The sequence below is a fragment of the Rhizobium sp. 01N48 genome, from assembly GCF_056399145.1.
The window spans coordinates 219710-235013 of sequence record NZ_JBFTQT010000007.1 but is presented as its reverse complement, the minus strand read 5'-3'; the positions used below and the strand labels follow the sequence as shown (position 1 = coordinate 235013).

At 60.9% G+C, this 15304-nt stretch carries 18 protein-coding genes; 12 read left to right on the top strand and 6 right to left on the bottom strand.

Going from position 1 to position 15304, the window contains the following annotated elements:
- Complete coding sequence (locus tag AC1DOG_RS15830; protein WP_112945623.1) at nt 1–447, bottom strand: iron-sulfur cluster assembly scaffold protein; 447 nt, start codon at nt 445–447, stop codon at nt 1–3.
- Nucleotides 448–751: 304 nt separating this feature from the next.
- On the opposite strand from AC1DOG_RS15830, the gene folE reads away from it, so the two are divergent.
- From folE to AC1DOG_RS15815, 3 genes are all read left to right on the top strand, one after another.
- The gene (gene folE / locus AC1DOG_RS15825; protein WP_112945624.1) at nt 752–1366 is read left to right on the top strand and encodes a GTP cyclohydrolase I FolE; all 615 of its coding nucleotides are present in this window, start codon (nt 752–754) and stop codon (nt 1364–1366) included.
- A gap of 24 nt (nt 1367–1390) precedes the next feature.
- A complete protein-coding gene (gene hisI, locus AC1DOG_RS15820) occupies nt 1391–1849 on the top strand; it encodes a phosphoribosyl-AMP cyclohydrolase (protein WP_018899914.1) in 459 nt (152 codons plus the stop codon).
- Nucleotides 1850–1958: 109 nt separating this feature from the next.
- Nucleotides 1959–2921, top strand: coding sequence for a patatin-like phospholipase family protein (locus AC1DOG_RS15815; protein WP_477929278.1), 963 nt, complete (start codon nt 1959–1961; stop codon nt 2919–2921).
- 20 nt (nt 2922–2941) lie between these two features.
- On the opposite strand, the gene AC1DOG_RS15810 is transcribed toward AC1DOG_RS15815, so the two are convergent.
- Nucleotides 2942–3376: a CBS domain-containing protein gene (locus AC1DOG_RS15810; protein WP_047510387.1), complete on the bottom strand. Its 435-nt coding sequence runs from the start codon at nt 3374–3376 to the stop codon at nt 2942–2944.
- A gap of 102 nt (nt 3377–3478) precedes the next feature.
- On the bottom strand, nt 3479–4246 hold the full coding sequence (locus AC1DOG_RS15805) for a rhomboid family intramembrane serine protease (protein ID WP_477929276.1): 768 nt from the start codon (nt 4244–4246) through the stop codon (nt 3479–3481).
- 303 nt (nt 4247–4549) lie between these two features.
- Between AC1DOG_RS15805 and AC1DOG_RS15800 the strand changes: the two genes are divergently transcribed.
- The 7 genes from AC1DOG_RS15800 to AC1DOG_RS15770 all read left to right on the top strand — a co-directional run bounded on the left by AC1DOG_RS15800 (nt 4550) and on the right by AC1DOG_RS15770 (nt 10881).
- Nucleotides 4550–5191, top strand: coding sequence for a PAS domain-containing protein (locus tag AC1DOG_RS15800; protein WP_477929274.1), 642 nt, complete (start codon nt 4550–4552; stop codon nt 5189–5191).
- An 88-nt stretch (nt 5192–5279) separates the two neighbouring features.
- Nucleotides 5280–5891: a PilZ domain-containing protein gene (locus AC1DOG_RS15795; protein WP_477929272.1), complete on the top strand. Its 612-nt coding sequence runs from the start codon at nt 5280–5282 to the stop codon at nt 5889–5891.
- A gap of 62 nt (nt 5892–5953) precedes the next feature.
- Nucleotides 5954–6922, top strand: a complete 969-nt coding sequence (gene pip, locus AC1DOG_RS15790) for a prolyl aminopeptidase (RefSeq protein ID WP_477929270.1) — start codon at nt 5954–5956, stop codon at nt 6920–6922.
- 374 nt (nt 6923–7296) lie between these two features.
- Nucleotides 7297–7902, top strand: coding sequence for a transglutaminase-like cysteine peptidase (locus tag AC1DOG_RS15785; protein WP_477929268.1), 606 nt, complete (start codon nt 7297–7299; stop codon nt 7900–7902).
- A gap of 249 nt (nt 7903–8151) precedes the next feature.
- Nucleotides 8152–8904: a hypothetical protein gene (locus AC1DOG_RS15780; protein WP_477929266.1), complete on the top strand. Its 753-nt coding sequence runs from the start codon at nt 8152–8154 to the stop codon at nt 8902–8904.
- 139 nt (nt 8905–9043) lie between these two features.
- Nucleotides 9044–10486 carry a serine hydrolase gene (locus AC1DOG_RS15775; protein ID WP_477929264.1) on the top strand — a complete coding sequence of 481 codons (1443 nt, stop codon included), beginning with the start codon at nt 9044–9046 and terminating at the stop codon, nt 10484–10486.
- Nucleotides 10487–10602: 116 nt separating this feature from the next.
- Nucleotides 10603–10881, top strand: a complete 279-nt coding sequence (locus AC1DOG_RS15770; protein ID WP_018899925.1) for a hypothetical protein — start codon at nt 10603–10605, stop codon at nt 10879–10881.
- A 40-nt stretch (nt 10882–10921) separates the two neighbouring features.
- Here AC1DOG_RS15770 and AC1DOG_RS15765 read toward each other — a convergent pair whose 3' ends face one another.
- A complete protein-coding gene (locus AC1DOG_RS15765) occupies nt 10922–11359 on the bottom strand; it encodes a DUF1489 family protein (RefSeq protein WP_477929262.1) in 438 nt (145 codons plus the stop codon).
- A gap of 124 nt (nt 11360–11483) precedes the next feature.
- Nucleotides 11484–12890 carry an L-serine ammonia-lyase gene (locus AC1DOG_RS15760; RefSeq protein WP_477929260.1) on the bottom strand — a complete coding sequence of 469 codons (1407 nt, stop codon included), beginning with the start codon at nt 12888–12890 and terminating at the stop codon, nt 11484–11486.
- 188 nt (nt 12891–13078) lie between these two features.
- Here AC1DOG_RS15760 and AC1DOG_RS15755 point away from each other — a divergent pair, with 188 nt between their 5' ends.
- Together AC1DOG_RS15755 and AC1DOG_RS15750 are read left to right on the top strand one after the other, a co-directional pair.
- On the top strand, nt 13079–13843 hold the full coding sequence (locus tag AC1DOG_RS15755; RefSeq protein ID WP_289727147.1) for a DUF599 domain-containing protein: 765 nt from the start codon (nt 13079–13081) through the stop codon (nt 13841–13843).
- Entirely contained in the window at nt 13844–14830 is a 987-nt protein-coding gene (locus AC1DOG_RS15750) for a heparan-alpha-glucosaminide N-acetyltransferase (protein ID WP_477929258.1), read from the top strand.
- Nucleotides 14831–14846: 16 nt separating this feature from the next.
- On the opposite strand, the gene AC1DOG_RS15745 is transcribed toward AC1DOG_RS15750, so the two are convergent.
- A complete protein-coding gene (locus AC1DOG_RS15745; RefSeq protein ID WP_018899930.1) occupies nt 14847–15239 on the bottom strand; it encodes a MerR family transcriptional regulator in 393 nt (130 codons plus the stop codon).
- Nucleotides 15240–15304: the final 65 nt, after the last annotated feature.

The window sequence follows — 15304 nt, the reverse complement described above, 5'->3', positions numbered from 1 at the left end:
TCAGGCTTCCACAGTCTCGGCGCGCTTGGCCTCGACCTGGCCGATCGCATCGACCACGGCGTCGAAGGTCAGCATGGTGGAGGCGTGGCGGGCTTTGTACTCGCGGACCGGCCGCAGATATCGCATGTCTTCAAAGCGCCCCGATGGCCCCTCGCCGTCTTCCTTCAGCATGGCAAGCATGTCGGCGCGCGCCTGGCGCAGCTCCTGCGCCGTCGCACCGACCACATGGCGGGCCATGATCGAGGACGAGGCCTGGCCGAGCGCGCAAGCCTTGACGTCGTGGGCGAAGGCAGAGACCGTGTCGCCGTCCATCTTCAGCCAGATCCTGACCTTCGAGCCGCAGAGCTTTGAGTGCGCCTGGGCGCTGGCGTCGGGATCGTCGATAGCGCCGATCAGCGGAATATTACCGGCAAATTCGAGAATTTTACTGTTGTAGATGTCGTCCATCGGGTATTCCGCTCCATATTTCATGCGGATAGGCGGCTGATTGTTTATTGTAGCACAAACAAAAAACACACCGTGTCGCGCTGGAAGACTTACATAGCGATGCCGTTTTCCTATATGTATGTCGTTCGAAGGCCATAAAAATGCAATGGCCTCGGGTAAGTTTGAATGGGAAACCGTGCCGGATGGGCCGCAGAATTTCGCCCTGAAAGCCCCGGAGCCTGCCAAAGGTGCACTATTCCCGAGTGGGATTGCCAGTGGCTAGTCCGAAATACGGTCCGCATTGCGGATCAGGAGACAGTTGCAGATGGACGCCATCGTAAAGAACTTTCCGCAGACCACGCCAGACGCCAATCGCCCAAGCCAGAAGGAAGCCGAAGACGCGGTGCGCACGCTGCTCCGTTGGGCCGGCGACGACCCTTCGCGCGAAGGGTTGCTGGATACGCCGGCGCGTGTCGCGAAAGCCTATCGCGAGCTTTTCGCCGGCTATGAGATGGACGCCGAAGAGGTGCTTGGCCGGACCTTCGAAGAGGTCGCGGGCTATGACGACATGGTGCTGGTGAAGGACATTCCGTTCTTCTCGCACTGCGAGCACCACATGGTTCCGATCATCGGCAAGGCGCATGTGGCCTACATGCCCGACGGCAAGGTTCTCGGCCTATCGAAGATCGCGCGCGTGGTTGAAATCTACGGCCGCCGCCTGCAAACGCAGGAAACCATGACCGCCCAGATCGCCCGTTCGATCGACGAAACGCTCGCTCCCCGCGGCGTCGCCGTGATGATCGAGGCCGAACATATGTGCATGGCCATGCGCGGCGTTCAGAAACAGGGCTCCACCACATTGACGACAACCTTCACCGGCACATTTAAAACTGAGCCGGCTGATCAAGCCCGGTTTATTTCCATGGTGCGGAGCCGCTGACCGGCTTCATTTCAGAAAGCCGCGATGATGCCATTTGCCTTCAATGCGCCGTCCGAAGACAAGTCCGAGCTCGAGGATGCCGGTGATTTCACGCCGCGGTTCGATGACCGCGGCCTGATCACGGCTATCGTGACGGATGCCCATGACGGCGAGCTGCTCATGGTGGCGCATATGAACGCCAAGGCGTTGGCGTTGACCATCCAGACCGGCCAGGCCCACTATTTCAGCCGCTCGCGCGGCAAGCTCTGGCTGAAGGGCGAAACCTCGGGCAACATCCAGACGGTGAAGGAAATCCGCACCGACTGCGACCAGGATGCAATTTGGCTAAAGGTCGAAGTTGCCGGTCACGACGCGACCTGCCACACTGGCCGCCGTTCCTGCTTCTATCGGACGGTGAGCCTAGAAGACGGCAAGCCGATGCTCGAGATCGCCGACGACGAGCGCCAGTTCGATCCTCACGAAGTCTACGGAAAAGAGCCGTAACAACGGCATGCCGTCTCTTTTTGGGTCAGGAGGGGCGGCCATATACCAATTCGGAAGGGTGGCGGCGCACTAATATTTGCCTGTGCGTCGTGCCTGGGGGAGGTTTGCCATGGTGAGCTGGAGTTTGATCCGTCAAGGCTCCGAAGCCGTCGGTTCCGACGCTGGCATCGCCTCGCCCTCCGACATCAAGATTCCCGCCCCCACACCGAAGAAGCCGAAGCTGGCGCTTGCCCTTGGGGGCGGCGCTGCGCGCGGCTGGGCGCATATCGGCGTGCTCAGGGCGCTTGACGAAGCGGGCATCGAGATCGGCATGATCGCCGGCACATCGATCGGCGCGCTGGTCGGCGGTTGCTATCTGGCGGGCAAGCTCGATGAACTCGAGGGTTTCGCCCGGTCGCTGACCATGCGCCGGATCGCCAGCCTGCTTGATCTGACCATCGGCGGCAGCGGCCTGTTTGGCGGCATGCGGCTCACCAAGCGCATGCAGGAACATCTGGAAGGGCTGAATGTCGAGGATCTCGACCGCCCGTTCGTCGCGGTATCGGCCGAGGTCAACAGCGGCCACGAGGTCTGGATCGCCAACGGCTCGCTGATCACGGCACTCAGGGCGTCCTATGCCCTGCCCGGCATTTTCGAGCCTGTGCGCAGCAATCACCGGACGCTGGTCGATGGCGCGCTGGTCAATCCTGTCCCCGTCTCGGTCTGCCGCGCCTACGAGCAGCCGCTGGTGGTCGCCGTCAACCTCAACTACGACATTTATGGCCGCTCCGCCGTGGTCCGCCACAGCGCCAGCCTGACGCCGTCCGAGGTGCAGAAGCAGGAGCATGCGCCTTATGCCAAGCTTGGTATGACCGGGGTGATGGTGCAGGCGTTCAATATCATCCAAGACCGCATCGCGCGTGCGCGTCTTGCGGGCGATCCGCCAGATATCTCGCTGCAGCCAAGATTGAGCGATATCGGTCTCTCGGAGTTTCATCGCGCCGGCGAAGCGATCGAGCGCGGCTATCAGGAAGCCACGGCGCGGCTTCCCGAGTTGAGGCGCATGCAGGAGTTGTTCGCCGGCTCCAGCTGAGCGAGCCGGCGCGCCTTCGTTCAGCCTGCGATATAGGCCTTGATGTCCTCGGCCTCGCGTTCGACCTCGGCGATACGGGTCTTGACCACGTCACCGATCGAGATGATGCCGGCGAGCTTTCCAGCGGTTTCGACCGGCACATGGCGGAAGCGCCGGCTGGTCATCAGTTCCATCAGCTCGTTGACGGTCGTTGCCTCGTTGCAGCGATAGACCTTCGCCGTCATGACCGATGCCACGGAGCTATCAAGACAGGCGGGGCCGGACTTGGCGATGGCGTGAACCACATCGCGCTCGGTAAAGATCCCGGCGATCTTGTTTTCCATGCCGACGATGACGATGGCGCCGATCTTCTTCTTGCTCAGAATCGCGGCTGCTTCGGAAACGGTCGTGTTCGGGCCGGCGGTGACGACGTCCCTGCCCTTGGCATCCAGTATGGCTTTGACTGTATTGGACATTTGAACCTCCTATGTCGAAAGTGAGACACTTCAGCTGATCACAGGCATCCGCGGCGGTCTCTCCTCCCAACGCGGATCAGTTCGAATGGTGCACTTCAACGCTCAGGATTGCAATATATCCGCATCCTCTGAAATAGAGGGAAGTTCGGGCGGCGGCCGGTCGAACAGCGAAAACAGCACGAAGCCGAAGAGAAAGCCGCCGATATGGGCGTCCCAGGCGATCGGCGCGCCGGTGTCACCGATCAGTGGAATGCCGACGGCGATCAGGATGTTGCCAACGAACCAGAAGAGCATGAACATGACGACGGTTCGGCTGCGGAAGGTTTCCGCGATCGAGAGGCGCGGATTGAGATGAGCGGGAAGCGCGACGCGGCGCTCCGACGGGAACGCAAAGCGGCAGGCAGCACCCATCAAGGCCGAAACGACGCCGGATGCGCCGATTAGCACGGTCGCTTGCCCCCAATTCAGCACGGCGTGAAGCGCGGCCGAGGCGACGGCGGCGAGCACCCAAAAGACCGTGTAGCGAACCCAGCCGATACGGCGGGCTACGGGGGCGCCAAAGGCCATAAGCCAGAGCCCATTGAAGAGGATGTGCTCGATATTGCCATGCAGCAGTGAATAGGTGAGCGGCGTCCAGAACAATTGCGGCCCCTGCTCGGCCAAGGGCGTGATGTAGCGCAGCGGAATGAAGCCGAAATCGAAGAACAGCATGTCGACGCCGCTTTCGGTCAGGAAAATCGCTTGCACGGCATAGATCGCCGCCAGGAGACCGATCGTTGCGACAATGGCGCCTGGAAGATTGAAAATGGGCGTACGCGGCGGCTTGGCGGCGGGCTCGGTCGGCTGGTGCGGCTCGTTCGTATCGTCCATTGCATTCCTCGTTCACTTCGCGTGCACTGGCTTACAGGACGACAGGTCAAAAAAAAAGCCGTCCGGCAATCTACCGAACGGCTTGCTGAGCGTCCCCCGAGAATGACCTCGCGCCCGAGCAATTCATGCTGAACTTCCAATACCGGAAGCAATGAAAAGATACTGGCACGGCGAGCCGTCACAGACAATCGAAACCCTTCCTTAACCTTAACTGCCTGGATCTGGCATGAAATCCGCATGGCATAGGGCAAGGTGGCCATGATGGCCGCCGTTTGAACCGAAATGAAACAGATCGGCAGTCCCATGCGCCTCAACACCACCATCCAGATCTTCGACTACTGGAACAAGCTACGCGGCAGCGAGATCGCTCCCCTGCGGACGCAGGTGGAGCCACGCGATATCAGGCAGCTTCTCTCCAGCCTCTTCATGCTCGAGACGTCAGGCGCCGGCCGCGTCACCTTCCGTCTCGCCGGCACGCGCATCTGCGATCTCTTCGGCCACGACCTCGGCGGCAGCTGTTTGTCGGAGCTCTGGGCGCACGGTCACGAGGATATCGAAAAGACTGCCGTCGGCGTCATGGAGCACGGCATCCCGGCGCTGTTGAACGCCACCGGATACAGCACCGCCGGTCATCGCGCCGCCTTCGAGATCATTCTTCTGCCGCTGCGCAATGCCGAGGGGGAATGCGACAAGCTGCTCGGCGCGATCGCACCGGCCACGACCGCGAGCTGGCTGGAGGTCGTTCCGCTGCAGTTCCTGGCGCTCGACCGCAGCCGTTTGCTGCATGAGCAGCTCGACCCGGCGGAAAGCACGCAAAGCGGCGCGAACGAGCCCCGTGCGACGACCAGCGGCAGCCGGTCGATCGCCGATACGGTACGCCGTCTGATGTCCAGCCTGATGGATGAACCCGTGAAACAGGATGCACCATTTCGGCACTACCGCTGAGCGGTAAATCACCCCCGACTGAACAACCTTCTGTTAATGGATTGCGAGTAAAGCTTGGCGCCAAGCTATTTTTAAAAGAAGCCCTTTGATGCACGCTTTCCAGCAAGCTCAGACGCAAAAAACTGCGCCTCGCCTTGAACAAGGTGCATTCCAGCGCGTGCCCATCAATATGCAGGGCCGCCTGATGCTGGCAAATTACGAGGAATTCGAGTGCCTGGTCATCGATATGTCGCCCGGCGACATGTATGTGACCTGCCAAGGCCGCCCGCGCGTCAACGAACGCGTCGTCGCCTATATCGATCACCTAGGCCGCGTCGAAGGCTATGTCCAGACGATCGACAGCCGCGGCTTCAACATGTCCATCCACGCCACCGAGCGCAAGCGCGAGAAGCTTGCCGCGCAGCTGACGTGGCTTGCCAACAAGCACGAACTCGGCCTGCCGGAAGATCGCCGTCACGACCGTCTGATGCCGCGCGAGACGCAGACGGAAATCACACTCGAGAACGGCACGCAGTATATGTGCCGGATCATGGACTTGTCGCTCTCGGGCGCCGCTGTCGACGTCGAGGTTCGCCCGGCGATCGGCACAGCGCTGCGCCTCGGCAACATGCGCGGCCGCGTGGTGCGTCACTTCGTCGAAGGCGTCGCGATCGAGTTCCTGTCGCTTCAATCGCGCGACACGCTGCGCGAATTTCTCTGATCACCGTCATCCCGGCTTCACAAAGCTGATGGATTGAAGCGCCTCTTTAGGAGGCGCGCCCAATGTCGATTCTCTATCCCGAGATTGAAGCTTATGACCACGGTCTCCTCGATGTCGGAGACGGCCACCTGATCCATTGGGAAAGCTACGGCAATCCTGATGGACGGCCGGCGCTTTATCTGCATGGCGGGCCGGGCTCCGGCTCATCGCCCTCTGCGGCACGCTATTTCGATCCGTCGGCCTATCGGATCATCCTGTTCGACCAGAGAAATTGCGGCCGCAGCCTTCCCAATGCCGCCGAGATGGCGACGGATCTCTCGACCAACACGATCTGGCACTTGATCGACGATATCGAGAAACTCCGTTGTCACCTCGAGGTGACGGATTGGGTGCTGTTCGGGACATCCTGGGGATCCACGCTTGCACTCGCCTATGCGCAGACCCATCCGGCCCACGTCGCGGCGATGGTGCTTGCCGGCGTGACGACAACGCGGCGATCGGAAATCAGATGGCTAACACAGGGAATGGCCGCGCTGTTTCCCGAGGAATGGCACCAGCTCAAGGCATCCCTTCCCGGTGACATGAGAGCCAAGGGCGTTCTTGAGGGTTATCGAGAATTGCTCAATGGGCCCGACCTCGACGTGCGTCTCAAGGCGGCGCGGGACTGGCACGATTGGGAGGCGGTGTCCATCCTGCTTGCCAATCCCGACGGCTATCCCCGACGCTGGCGCAATCCGGAGTATCTGCTCACCCGTGCGCGGATCATAACCCACTACTTCAGCCATGCGGCATGGCTCGAGGAAGGTGCGCTGTTGCGGGACGCCGGAAAGCTGGCCTCGATCCCCGGCGTTCTCGTTCAGGGACGGCTCGACCTAGAGGCGCCATTGACCACGGCATGGGAATTGGCGCGCGCTTGGCCGGGAAGTGAGCTCATCATCGTCGAAAACGCCGCCCATTCGCCCGATCATGATGGCATGGCGCGCGCAATTCTCGCCGCGACCGACAGATTTCGCGAAATTTCTCAAAAATAATTTTCGACGCATCACCTTAAAAAGCGGCTCAAAACGCGCCATTTGCGGGCGAATCCGGCGTTCCGGCGGCCTACAAAGCGCCGTTTCCCTCCAAGCCGCATGATGAACGCAATATTACCGAAATGGCGGCGCGACCGCCCGCGTTAATCTTTTGCCTCGAAACGAGCCATCCGATGGCGGCGAGGCTTTTTGAGAAAGATAAAATTTGAAGCAATCTTGGTAAATATTCCCCTCGAACTTCAGTAAAATTCGATATTGATTTTATTCGAATTCGGCGCGCTTTTGAATCAACTAAGCCTTTAATTTTGCTTCTGAATTTTGCGTCGAGTAAAAACACGTCTGGCAATGTCTCCTCACAAAACGGGGACATACAAATGACGATAACAAACTTCATCAAGGGCGGCCTCGCCGCTGCTGCGATGCTCATGTCGATGGCAGGCGTCGGACAGGCCGGCTACCAGAGCATGACCGTTCTCGGCAACACCAGCCCGCCGATCGGCGCCTACCAGTTCTGCAAGGAAATTCCTGAAGACTGCAAGAACGCAGCCGGCGACCAGGGCACGATGGTGCTGACCGAAGACAGCTGGAAGACGATCCTGAAGATCAACTATCAGGTAAACTCGGAGATCACGCCGATGACCGATATGGAGATCTACGGCGTCGAAGAACGCTGGGCCTATCCGAAGACCGCAGGCGACTGCGAAGACTATGCGCTTCTGAAGCGCAAGATGCTGATCGAAGCCGGCCTCTCGCCGTCGAACCTCCTGATGACCGTCGTGCTGCAGCCGAATGGCGATGGCCATGCCGTGCTGACCGTTCGCACCGATCGCGGTGACTTCATTCTCGACAACATGCGCAACAAGGTCATGCTCTGGGCCGATACCGAGTACACCTACCTGAAGCGCCAGTCTTCCAGCGATCCGACCCGCTGGGTCAAGCTTCAGGACGGCCGCGCCGTGGCTGTCGGCAGCGTCAAGTAATTCCATCCGCCGGAGCAATCCGGTGGGCAAGCAAGGCGCCTGGTCCCGTCCCCGCATGCACGTCCAGACCGGCGTCTCAAGAGCCGCTCCTGCTGTCCCAGGAGCGGCTCGCTTTTTATGGGCCATCGGCATGCGCTTGGCACCTCGATTAACGGTTAATTAACCACGCAAGCCCGATCATCGGCCCATAGATCAGCGACACCGGCGGCTCACGTTTTTCCTGCGACGGTCAGATATTCGAAAGCCGTCATGCGCCAGGCCATTCAGAGCTCCACAGAGGTCGAGGAATCTCCTCTCCTGTCGACTGGCTTTCTCATCCGCACAACCATTGTCATCGCTCTCCTGGCGGTGCTCACCGTTGCCATCAGCGTTGGCGGACGATTGTTTGGCGCGCGCGTCTCGCTTGCCGGAAATACCGACAGCACGGCGCCGGTGACGCTAACGATCGGCCAGGACACGCTTCAGCTCCAGGAGAACACGATTCGCTTTCCCAGCCAGCGGCACAGCGGCACCACCGAGCGCGCCGACCTCTATCTCGCTTGGCCGCAGATGCAGGGCTATTCGAGTGAAAACCGCGATCGCTTCGACGATATCGCCAAGTCCTCTGACCTAATTTTCCTGCAGGTCACGCAGGCGACCATGTCGCGTGACATGTCGGGCCGTTACGAGCCGATCTACTCGCACCTGATCGACTCAACCCCGCAGCCATTCGCCAACGGCATGACGCTTCACAAGCTTCGGGCCGATACCGGATATGGCGACGAAGTGCTGCTGACGGCGCCACGCAAGGGTGGTGCCGACTACGTCGTGCGCTGCCTGCTGCCGGCGAGCCCGGAACTCACCACCAGCGGCGACTGCCAGCGTGATATCAAGGTCGGGCGCGATTTAAGTGTGCTCTACCGCTTCTCCAGCCGTCATTTGGCGGAGTGGGAACATATTGATGCCGCTATTGCTCAATTTGTGGAAACGCGCCTCGTGAACCGTTCCGCGACATCCAGGTAGAATGGTCCGAAACGGTGAAACAAACGATTAATCATAAACGGATTGGTAACCCCGAAGAGCTACCTTCAACGAGGTTGATCGTGCGGGCGAAGCGCGGTCCCGATTCTTCTAAACTGCAAGCCAAGCAAAGAGTGAAATAGTGTCAAGGTCAGCTTCTTCCGCTTCCCCGTCCCGCTCCAGCAATTTCCTGATCAAGGCGATCGTTGCGCTGTCCATGGCAGTCGGTTTGCTCGGCCTGGATACGGTCAATTCCGTCGCGGAAGCTGCCAATTCGAAGTATGCCGGCATTGTCGTCGATGCCAATACCGGCAATGTCCTCTACAGCGAAAACGCCGATCGCTTGCAGTATCCGGCTTCGCTGACCAAGATGATGACGCTCTATCTGACGTTCGAAGCGCTTGAGCAGGGCCGCATTCGTCTCGATAGCGCCGTTCCCTTCTCCGCTCATGCATCCGGCCAAGCGCCAACCAAGCTCGGCGTTCGCCCGGGCGCCACGATTTCGGTCGAGCAGGCAATTCTCGGCCTCGTCACCCTTTCTGCCAACGACGCCTCGACCGCGCTTGGCGAACTGCTCGGCGGTTCTGAAGACCGCTTCGCGCAGATCATGACTGCGAAGGCGCATGCGCTCGGCATGACGCGTACCACCTACCGCAATGCCAACGGCCTGCCGAACACCGCGCAGATGACCACGGCGCGCGACCAGGCTCGTCTCGGCATCGCACTGCGCCAGCATTTCCCGCAGTATTACGGCTATTTCTCCACGCAGAGCTTCAAGTTCGGCAACCGCATCATCCGCAGCCATAACCGCCTCGTCGGTTCGGTGCGCGGCGTTGACGGCATCAAGACCGGTTATACTCGCGCTGCCGGCTTCAATCTGGTGAGCTCGGTTCAGGTCGATGGCAAGTCGATCGTCGGCGTCGTTCTCGGTGGTGCTTCCACGCCTGCCCGCGACACCCAGATGCGCAACCTGATTGCGTCCTACCTGCCCAAGGCTTCGACCCGCGGCGGATCCGCACTGGTTGCCCAGGCACCGAAGATTTCGTCCGAAACCGTCATTCCGGTGACTGTTGCCAAGCAGGAAGTCGCGGAACTGCCGCCGACTCATCCGCTGCCGGTCAGCCGCACCGAGGTTGCCTCGGCGCAGGTGGCCTATGCCGGCACGCCGTCGTCCAAGTCCGACAATCCGCTTCTGCAGGAAATGCCGCAGCCGACGAAGGTGAAGACGCAGCCGATCAAGCAGGCCGCTGCCGCTCCGGTTCCCACGCCGACCACCGCCTACGTTCCGCCGGAACAGGGCGACACCTCGGTCGACAACGTCACGACCGCATCGACCAAGCAGGCGCAGCCTGAAGGCTGGGTCGTGCAGATCGGCGTCTCGGCCAGCCGCGAAGCAGCAATGGATCTGCTCGACGGCGCCAAGAGCAAGGGCGGCAAGGCACTGCGTTCCGCCAAGCCTTTCGCCGTCGCCTATGCCGGCAGCTATCGTGCACGTTTCGGTGGCTTCGACGACCAGAAGCAAGCCGTCAACGCCTGCAACTCGCTGAAGCGTGCCGGCGTGAAGTGCTGGGCCTCCGCCCAGTGATGAAGACGACCGCCGCCTACTCAAGTTCAGGCGGTGGCCCGGAATTCGGCCTTGATCGGTGTTCGCGACAGGGCCGGCCTTCCTAGACCTGATTTGTATTGCGTACGGGGATAATTATGGCGATCAACGAGAATGTTCCGGAATTTCCGGCCGAAGGTCGGTTGACTGGCAAGAACCCGCGCTCGGTTCTGCATCCGCTTCACGAAGCGGCGATGCGTCTTGCCGAGATTGGCATGCCACGGCCGAAGGCGAAAACGGCCAAGACCAAGGACCTGATCAATCTGCTCTTGTCGCATGGCGCACGCGCCTGGCGTTACTCGCAGCCCGAAGCCAGTATCCATCTTCACGTCACCAACCCGGAAGGCCGGGCGCCGGTGACGATGCGGCTCCGCTGAGCCGAAACGAACGGGTTTTTCTCTGACGGGATGCGTTTCGTCAGAGAAGGCCGAGTTCGGAGAGCTCGCGGCGCAGGTCCGCGGGCATCTCAGCAACGCCCTCGCCGAGCGTATCGAGATCGCGTGGGCGATCTTCTTCCGGATAATAACGCCAGCCCTGAAAGGCACGTTTCGGCTGAACAGCCGTTTCGATGACCTCGGGGCCGAGCACCAGGTGGCAGCGGCCAATGCCCTCGCCATCGGTAAAGCTCTGGATATCGAGCAGCTTCTGCCGCGCCTGAACCTGACCCTTGATCACCCAATACAGCGAGCCGCCGTCGAGCAACTCTTCAACGCGCTTCGGGACCATTCGGGTCGTATGGACGGAGTGTGGTTCCATGCCGGCGGCGATCGCCCTCAAGGAACGCTCGGCCACCCATTCGCGCAAGTCGTCGATCGTATCGGCGCCGACGCAGAGTTTGATAAGATGCAATGCCATACCGCCGTTCAAATCCTTTTGCGCGGCAGCGTCAAGCGGCTTGAACGCACCGGCGGCCCATAGCCGCCGGTTTTCCAATCACAGTGTGATACGCCTATCCAAACGCTATGGGCCTGCCGACCTATCAACACTCCACGACGTTGACCGCGAGGCCGCCGGTCGAGGTTTCCTTGTACTTCTCGCTCATGTCGTAGCCGGTCTGGCGCATGGTCTCGATGCAGGCATCGAGCGGCACGAAGTGCCGGCCGTCGCCCTTGATCGCGAGCGACGCGGCGGTCACGGCCTTCACGGCGCCAAGCGCATTGCGCTCGATGCAGGGAACCTGGACGAGGCCGGCGACGGGGTCGCAGCTCATGCCGAGATGGTGTTCCAGCGCGATTTCGGCTGCATTCTCGATCTGCTCCGGCGTGCCGCCCATGACGGCCGCGAGACCGGCAGCCGCCATGGCCGCTGCCGAGCCCACTTCGCCCTGACAGCCGACTTCGGCGCCGGAGATCGAGGCATTGTGCTTGATGATACCGCCAACCGCCGCTGCCGTCAGCAGGTAGTCGCGGATGCCGTTCTGGTCCCAATCGTCGTGGAAGTGCTCGTAGTAACGGATCGTCGCCGGGATGACGCCGGCGGCGCCATTGGTCGGCGCGGTCACCACGCGGCCACCGGCCGCGTTCTCCTCGTTGACGGCCATAGCGTAGACGCTCAGCCAGTCGTTGGCGAGTAGCGGATTGATGCGGTTGCTGCGCCATTCTTCCTGCAGCTTGTCATGGATGGAGCGCGCGCGGCGACGAACGTTGAGGCCACCCGGCATGATGCCGTCGACCTTGAGGCCGCGCTCGATGCAGGAGCGCATCGCTTCCCAGATCCGGTCTAGGCCCTCGTCCAGTTCCTCGCGGCTGCGCTGGCTTTCCTCGTTGGCGCGCTTCATCTGCGCGATCGAAATGCCTGATCGCGCTGCCATATCGAGCATCTGCTTGGCGGTGGAGAAGGGATACGGCACCTTGACGCCATCCGACGGCATCTTCTTCTTGGCGCGCATGGTCTCCAGTTCCGTGTCGGTAACGACGAAGCCGCCGCCGACGGAATAGTAGATGCGGCGCACGAGCATCCGGCCGTCCTTGTCGAAGGCGGAGAAGGACATGCCGTTGGCATGGCCTGGAAGCGGCTGCTTCTTGTCGAAGACCAGATCGGTCTTCGGCTGGAACTGATAGGCCGGGTGTCCTGATGGCGTGATGCGGCCGGAGCGCTCGACCTTGTCGATTGTGCCGTCCATCTGGTCGGGATCGACGCTATCTGGTTGCTCACCCATCAGGCCGAGAATGACGGCCCTGCCCGTCCCGTGGCCGATGCCCGTGTGGGCGAGCGAGCCGTGCAGGCTGACCTTGATCGCCGCGACATTGGCACCCGAAGACGGGCGCGGCCATTCATCCGACAGAATCAGATCGAGAAAGCGGTTCGCCGCCGTCATCGGCCCCATCGTGTGGGAACTGGAAGGGCCGACGCCGATCTTGAATACGTCGAAAACAGAAAGGAACATGTGTGCGTCCTGTTGAGATTTTACTGATTCAGGCTACGCCAGCGCAGCCTGCGATCCGTTCGGTTCCCCGACATAGCATTTCACGCGTGCGACATCATCCTATGAAAGGTTCCATGTCCGCCCGTTGTTGCGGTCAGCGCTTCTATCTATAGAGTGGGCGCGTGGAGAGGGACTGAATCAATATAATGATGACGACACCAGATTACATCGCCCTGTGCTTCTTCGCGCTCATGTGGTTCGGTTACGCGCGTCTCTTGCGCAGCGCCAGCCTCTTCGGCCGCACCAGCCTTACGCATGCGATGATCGAGCGTAGACGCGAGTGGATCTACAATTCGCTGCGCCGCGACCTGAAGATGATCGATACGCAGATCATGGCCGGCCTACAGAACGGCACGGCCTTCTTCGCCTCCACCTCGATCTTCGCCGTCGGCAGCTGCTTCGCGCTGCTTGGCGCGACGGAGAAGGTGGATGCGGTGTTCGCCGATCTGCCGCTGGTGCTGCACAGCGGGCACGCGGTGTTCGAGATGAAGGTCGGGGGTCTGGCGGCTCTGTTCGGCTATGCCTTCTTCAAGTTCGGCTGGTCCTATCGCCTGTTCAACTACTGCACCATCCTTTTCGGCGGCATCCCGATGATGCGCGATACCGAAAACGACGTTCTGGCGGCGGAACGGGCGGCCGAGCGCGTCATCCGCATGAACATCATCGCCGGCGGGCATTTCAACGAGGGCTTGCGGGCAATCTTCCTGTCGATCGGCTATCTCGGCTGGTTCATCAACCCCTACGTCTTCATGCTGACGACCGCCATCGTCATCGTCGTTTTGACGCGGCGGCAGTTCTTCTCGGAGGCGCGGCTGGCGATCATGGATCGCGAGCCGTCATCAAATCTCCACCTTTCTCCTATTCCCCGCAGCAATCCGTCAGCCGACGGAAGCGACTCACCTGGGGGAATGTGAATGACTGTTCCGGCGACGGAGACCGTAGCGGCACCAAAGCCGCCGCGCATCGGCTTGCTCGACACGCTGCGTGGCGCGGCGCTGATCGCGATGGCGACCTATCACTTCACCTGGGACATGGAGTTCGTCGGCTACCTCACGCCGGGCACGGCCGAGACGGGTTGGCTGAAACTCTATGCCCGCGCCATCGCCTCGACCTTCCTGTTCATCGTCGGCGTCAGCCTGGTGCTCGCCAATACGCCGGAGACGCGCTGGAATTCGTTTTGGAAGCGGTTCGGGATGATTGCCGCCGCTTCGGTGGCCATATCCGTGGCGACCTATTTCCTCATGCCGGGAGAATGGATCTTCTTCGGGATCCTGCACTGCATCGCCGTGCTGAGCGTGGTCGGCGTGCTGCTGTTGCGGCTGCCCCTGCCCGCGATCGTCGCCGTTACCATCGTGGCGGTCGCCGGCTGGATCGCCGATACGTGGGTATCGCCGGGTATCCTGCGCTCGCCGTTCTTCGACCCGCGCTATTTGGAGTGGATCGGTTTTGCGGAAATGCCGCAACGCTCCAACGACTATGTTCCACTGTTTCCGTGGATGGTGCCGTTTCTGCTTGGGCTGGCGAGTGCTGCCATCGCTTTGCGCACCAAGCTGCCGGCGAAGCTTGCCGGTCTAGGGACTGGATCCAGCCTGCTTGCGCGGCTGGGCCGGCACAGCCTCGCCTTCTATCTGATCCACCAGCCGGTGCTGATCTCGATTGCGTTTGCTTTGGCTTACATCGTGCCGCCGGCAAAGCCCGATCCCGTGCAGACCTACCTGCAGCAATGCAACACGTCCTGCAGCCTGCAGGAAGGCGAAGCGTTGTGCCGCAGCTTCTGCCAGTGCACGCTCGATAAACTTCAGGAACAGAAGCTTTTCACGCCGTTTCAATCCGGCGAGGTCAAAGCCGATGATGGTCGCATCCTCAGCCTTGCCAGCGAGTGCAGCGCCGCGCCCCAATAAGGGGCGCCTGGGCTGATCAGGTGCCGACCCCAATTTCCGCGAGGCGGCCGAGGCAGGATTCTTCGATATTGTCGAGTTCGGCCAGAGTGTCGTCGATATCCTTGCGCTTCTGGCGCAAGTCTTCGCGCTTCTCGTCGACGCGCTTCATCAGAAGCTTCAACTGACCAAGCTCGCCCGGCGGCTCCTTGTAAACCTGAATGATTTCGCGAATTTCGGCGATGGTGAAGCCGATGCGGCGACCGCGCAGGATCTCCTGGATCAGGCGCCGGTCGGTCGGGCGAAACAGCCGCGTGCGGCCACGACGCTCCGGGTGAATGAGGCCTTCGTCTTCATAAAAGCGAAGTGTGCGCGTCGAAACTCCGAATTCGCGCGTCAACTCCGTGATGCTGTAATATTTGCTAACCGGCATGGGTCCCTCGATATTCAGGAACCCATAATATTGACTTTTACGTAATAGTCAATTTGTGCAACCCG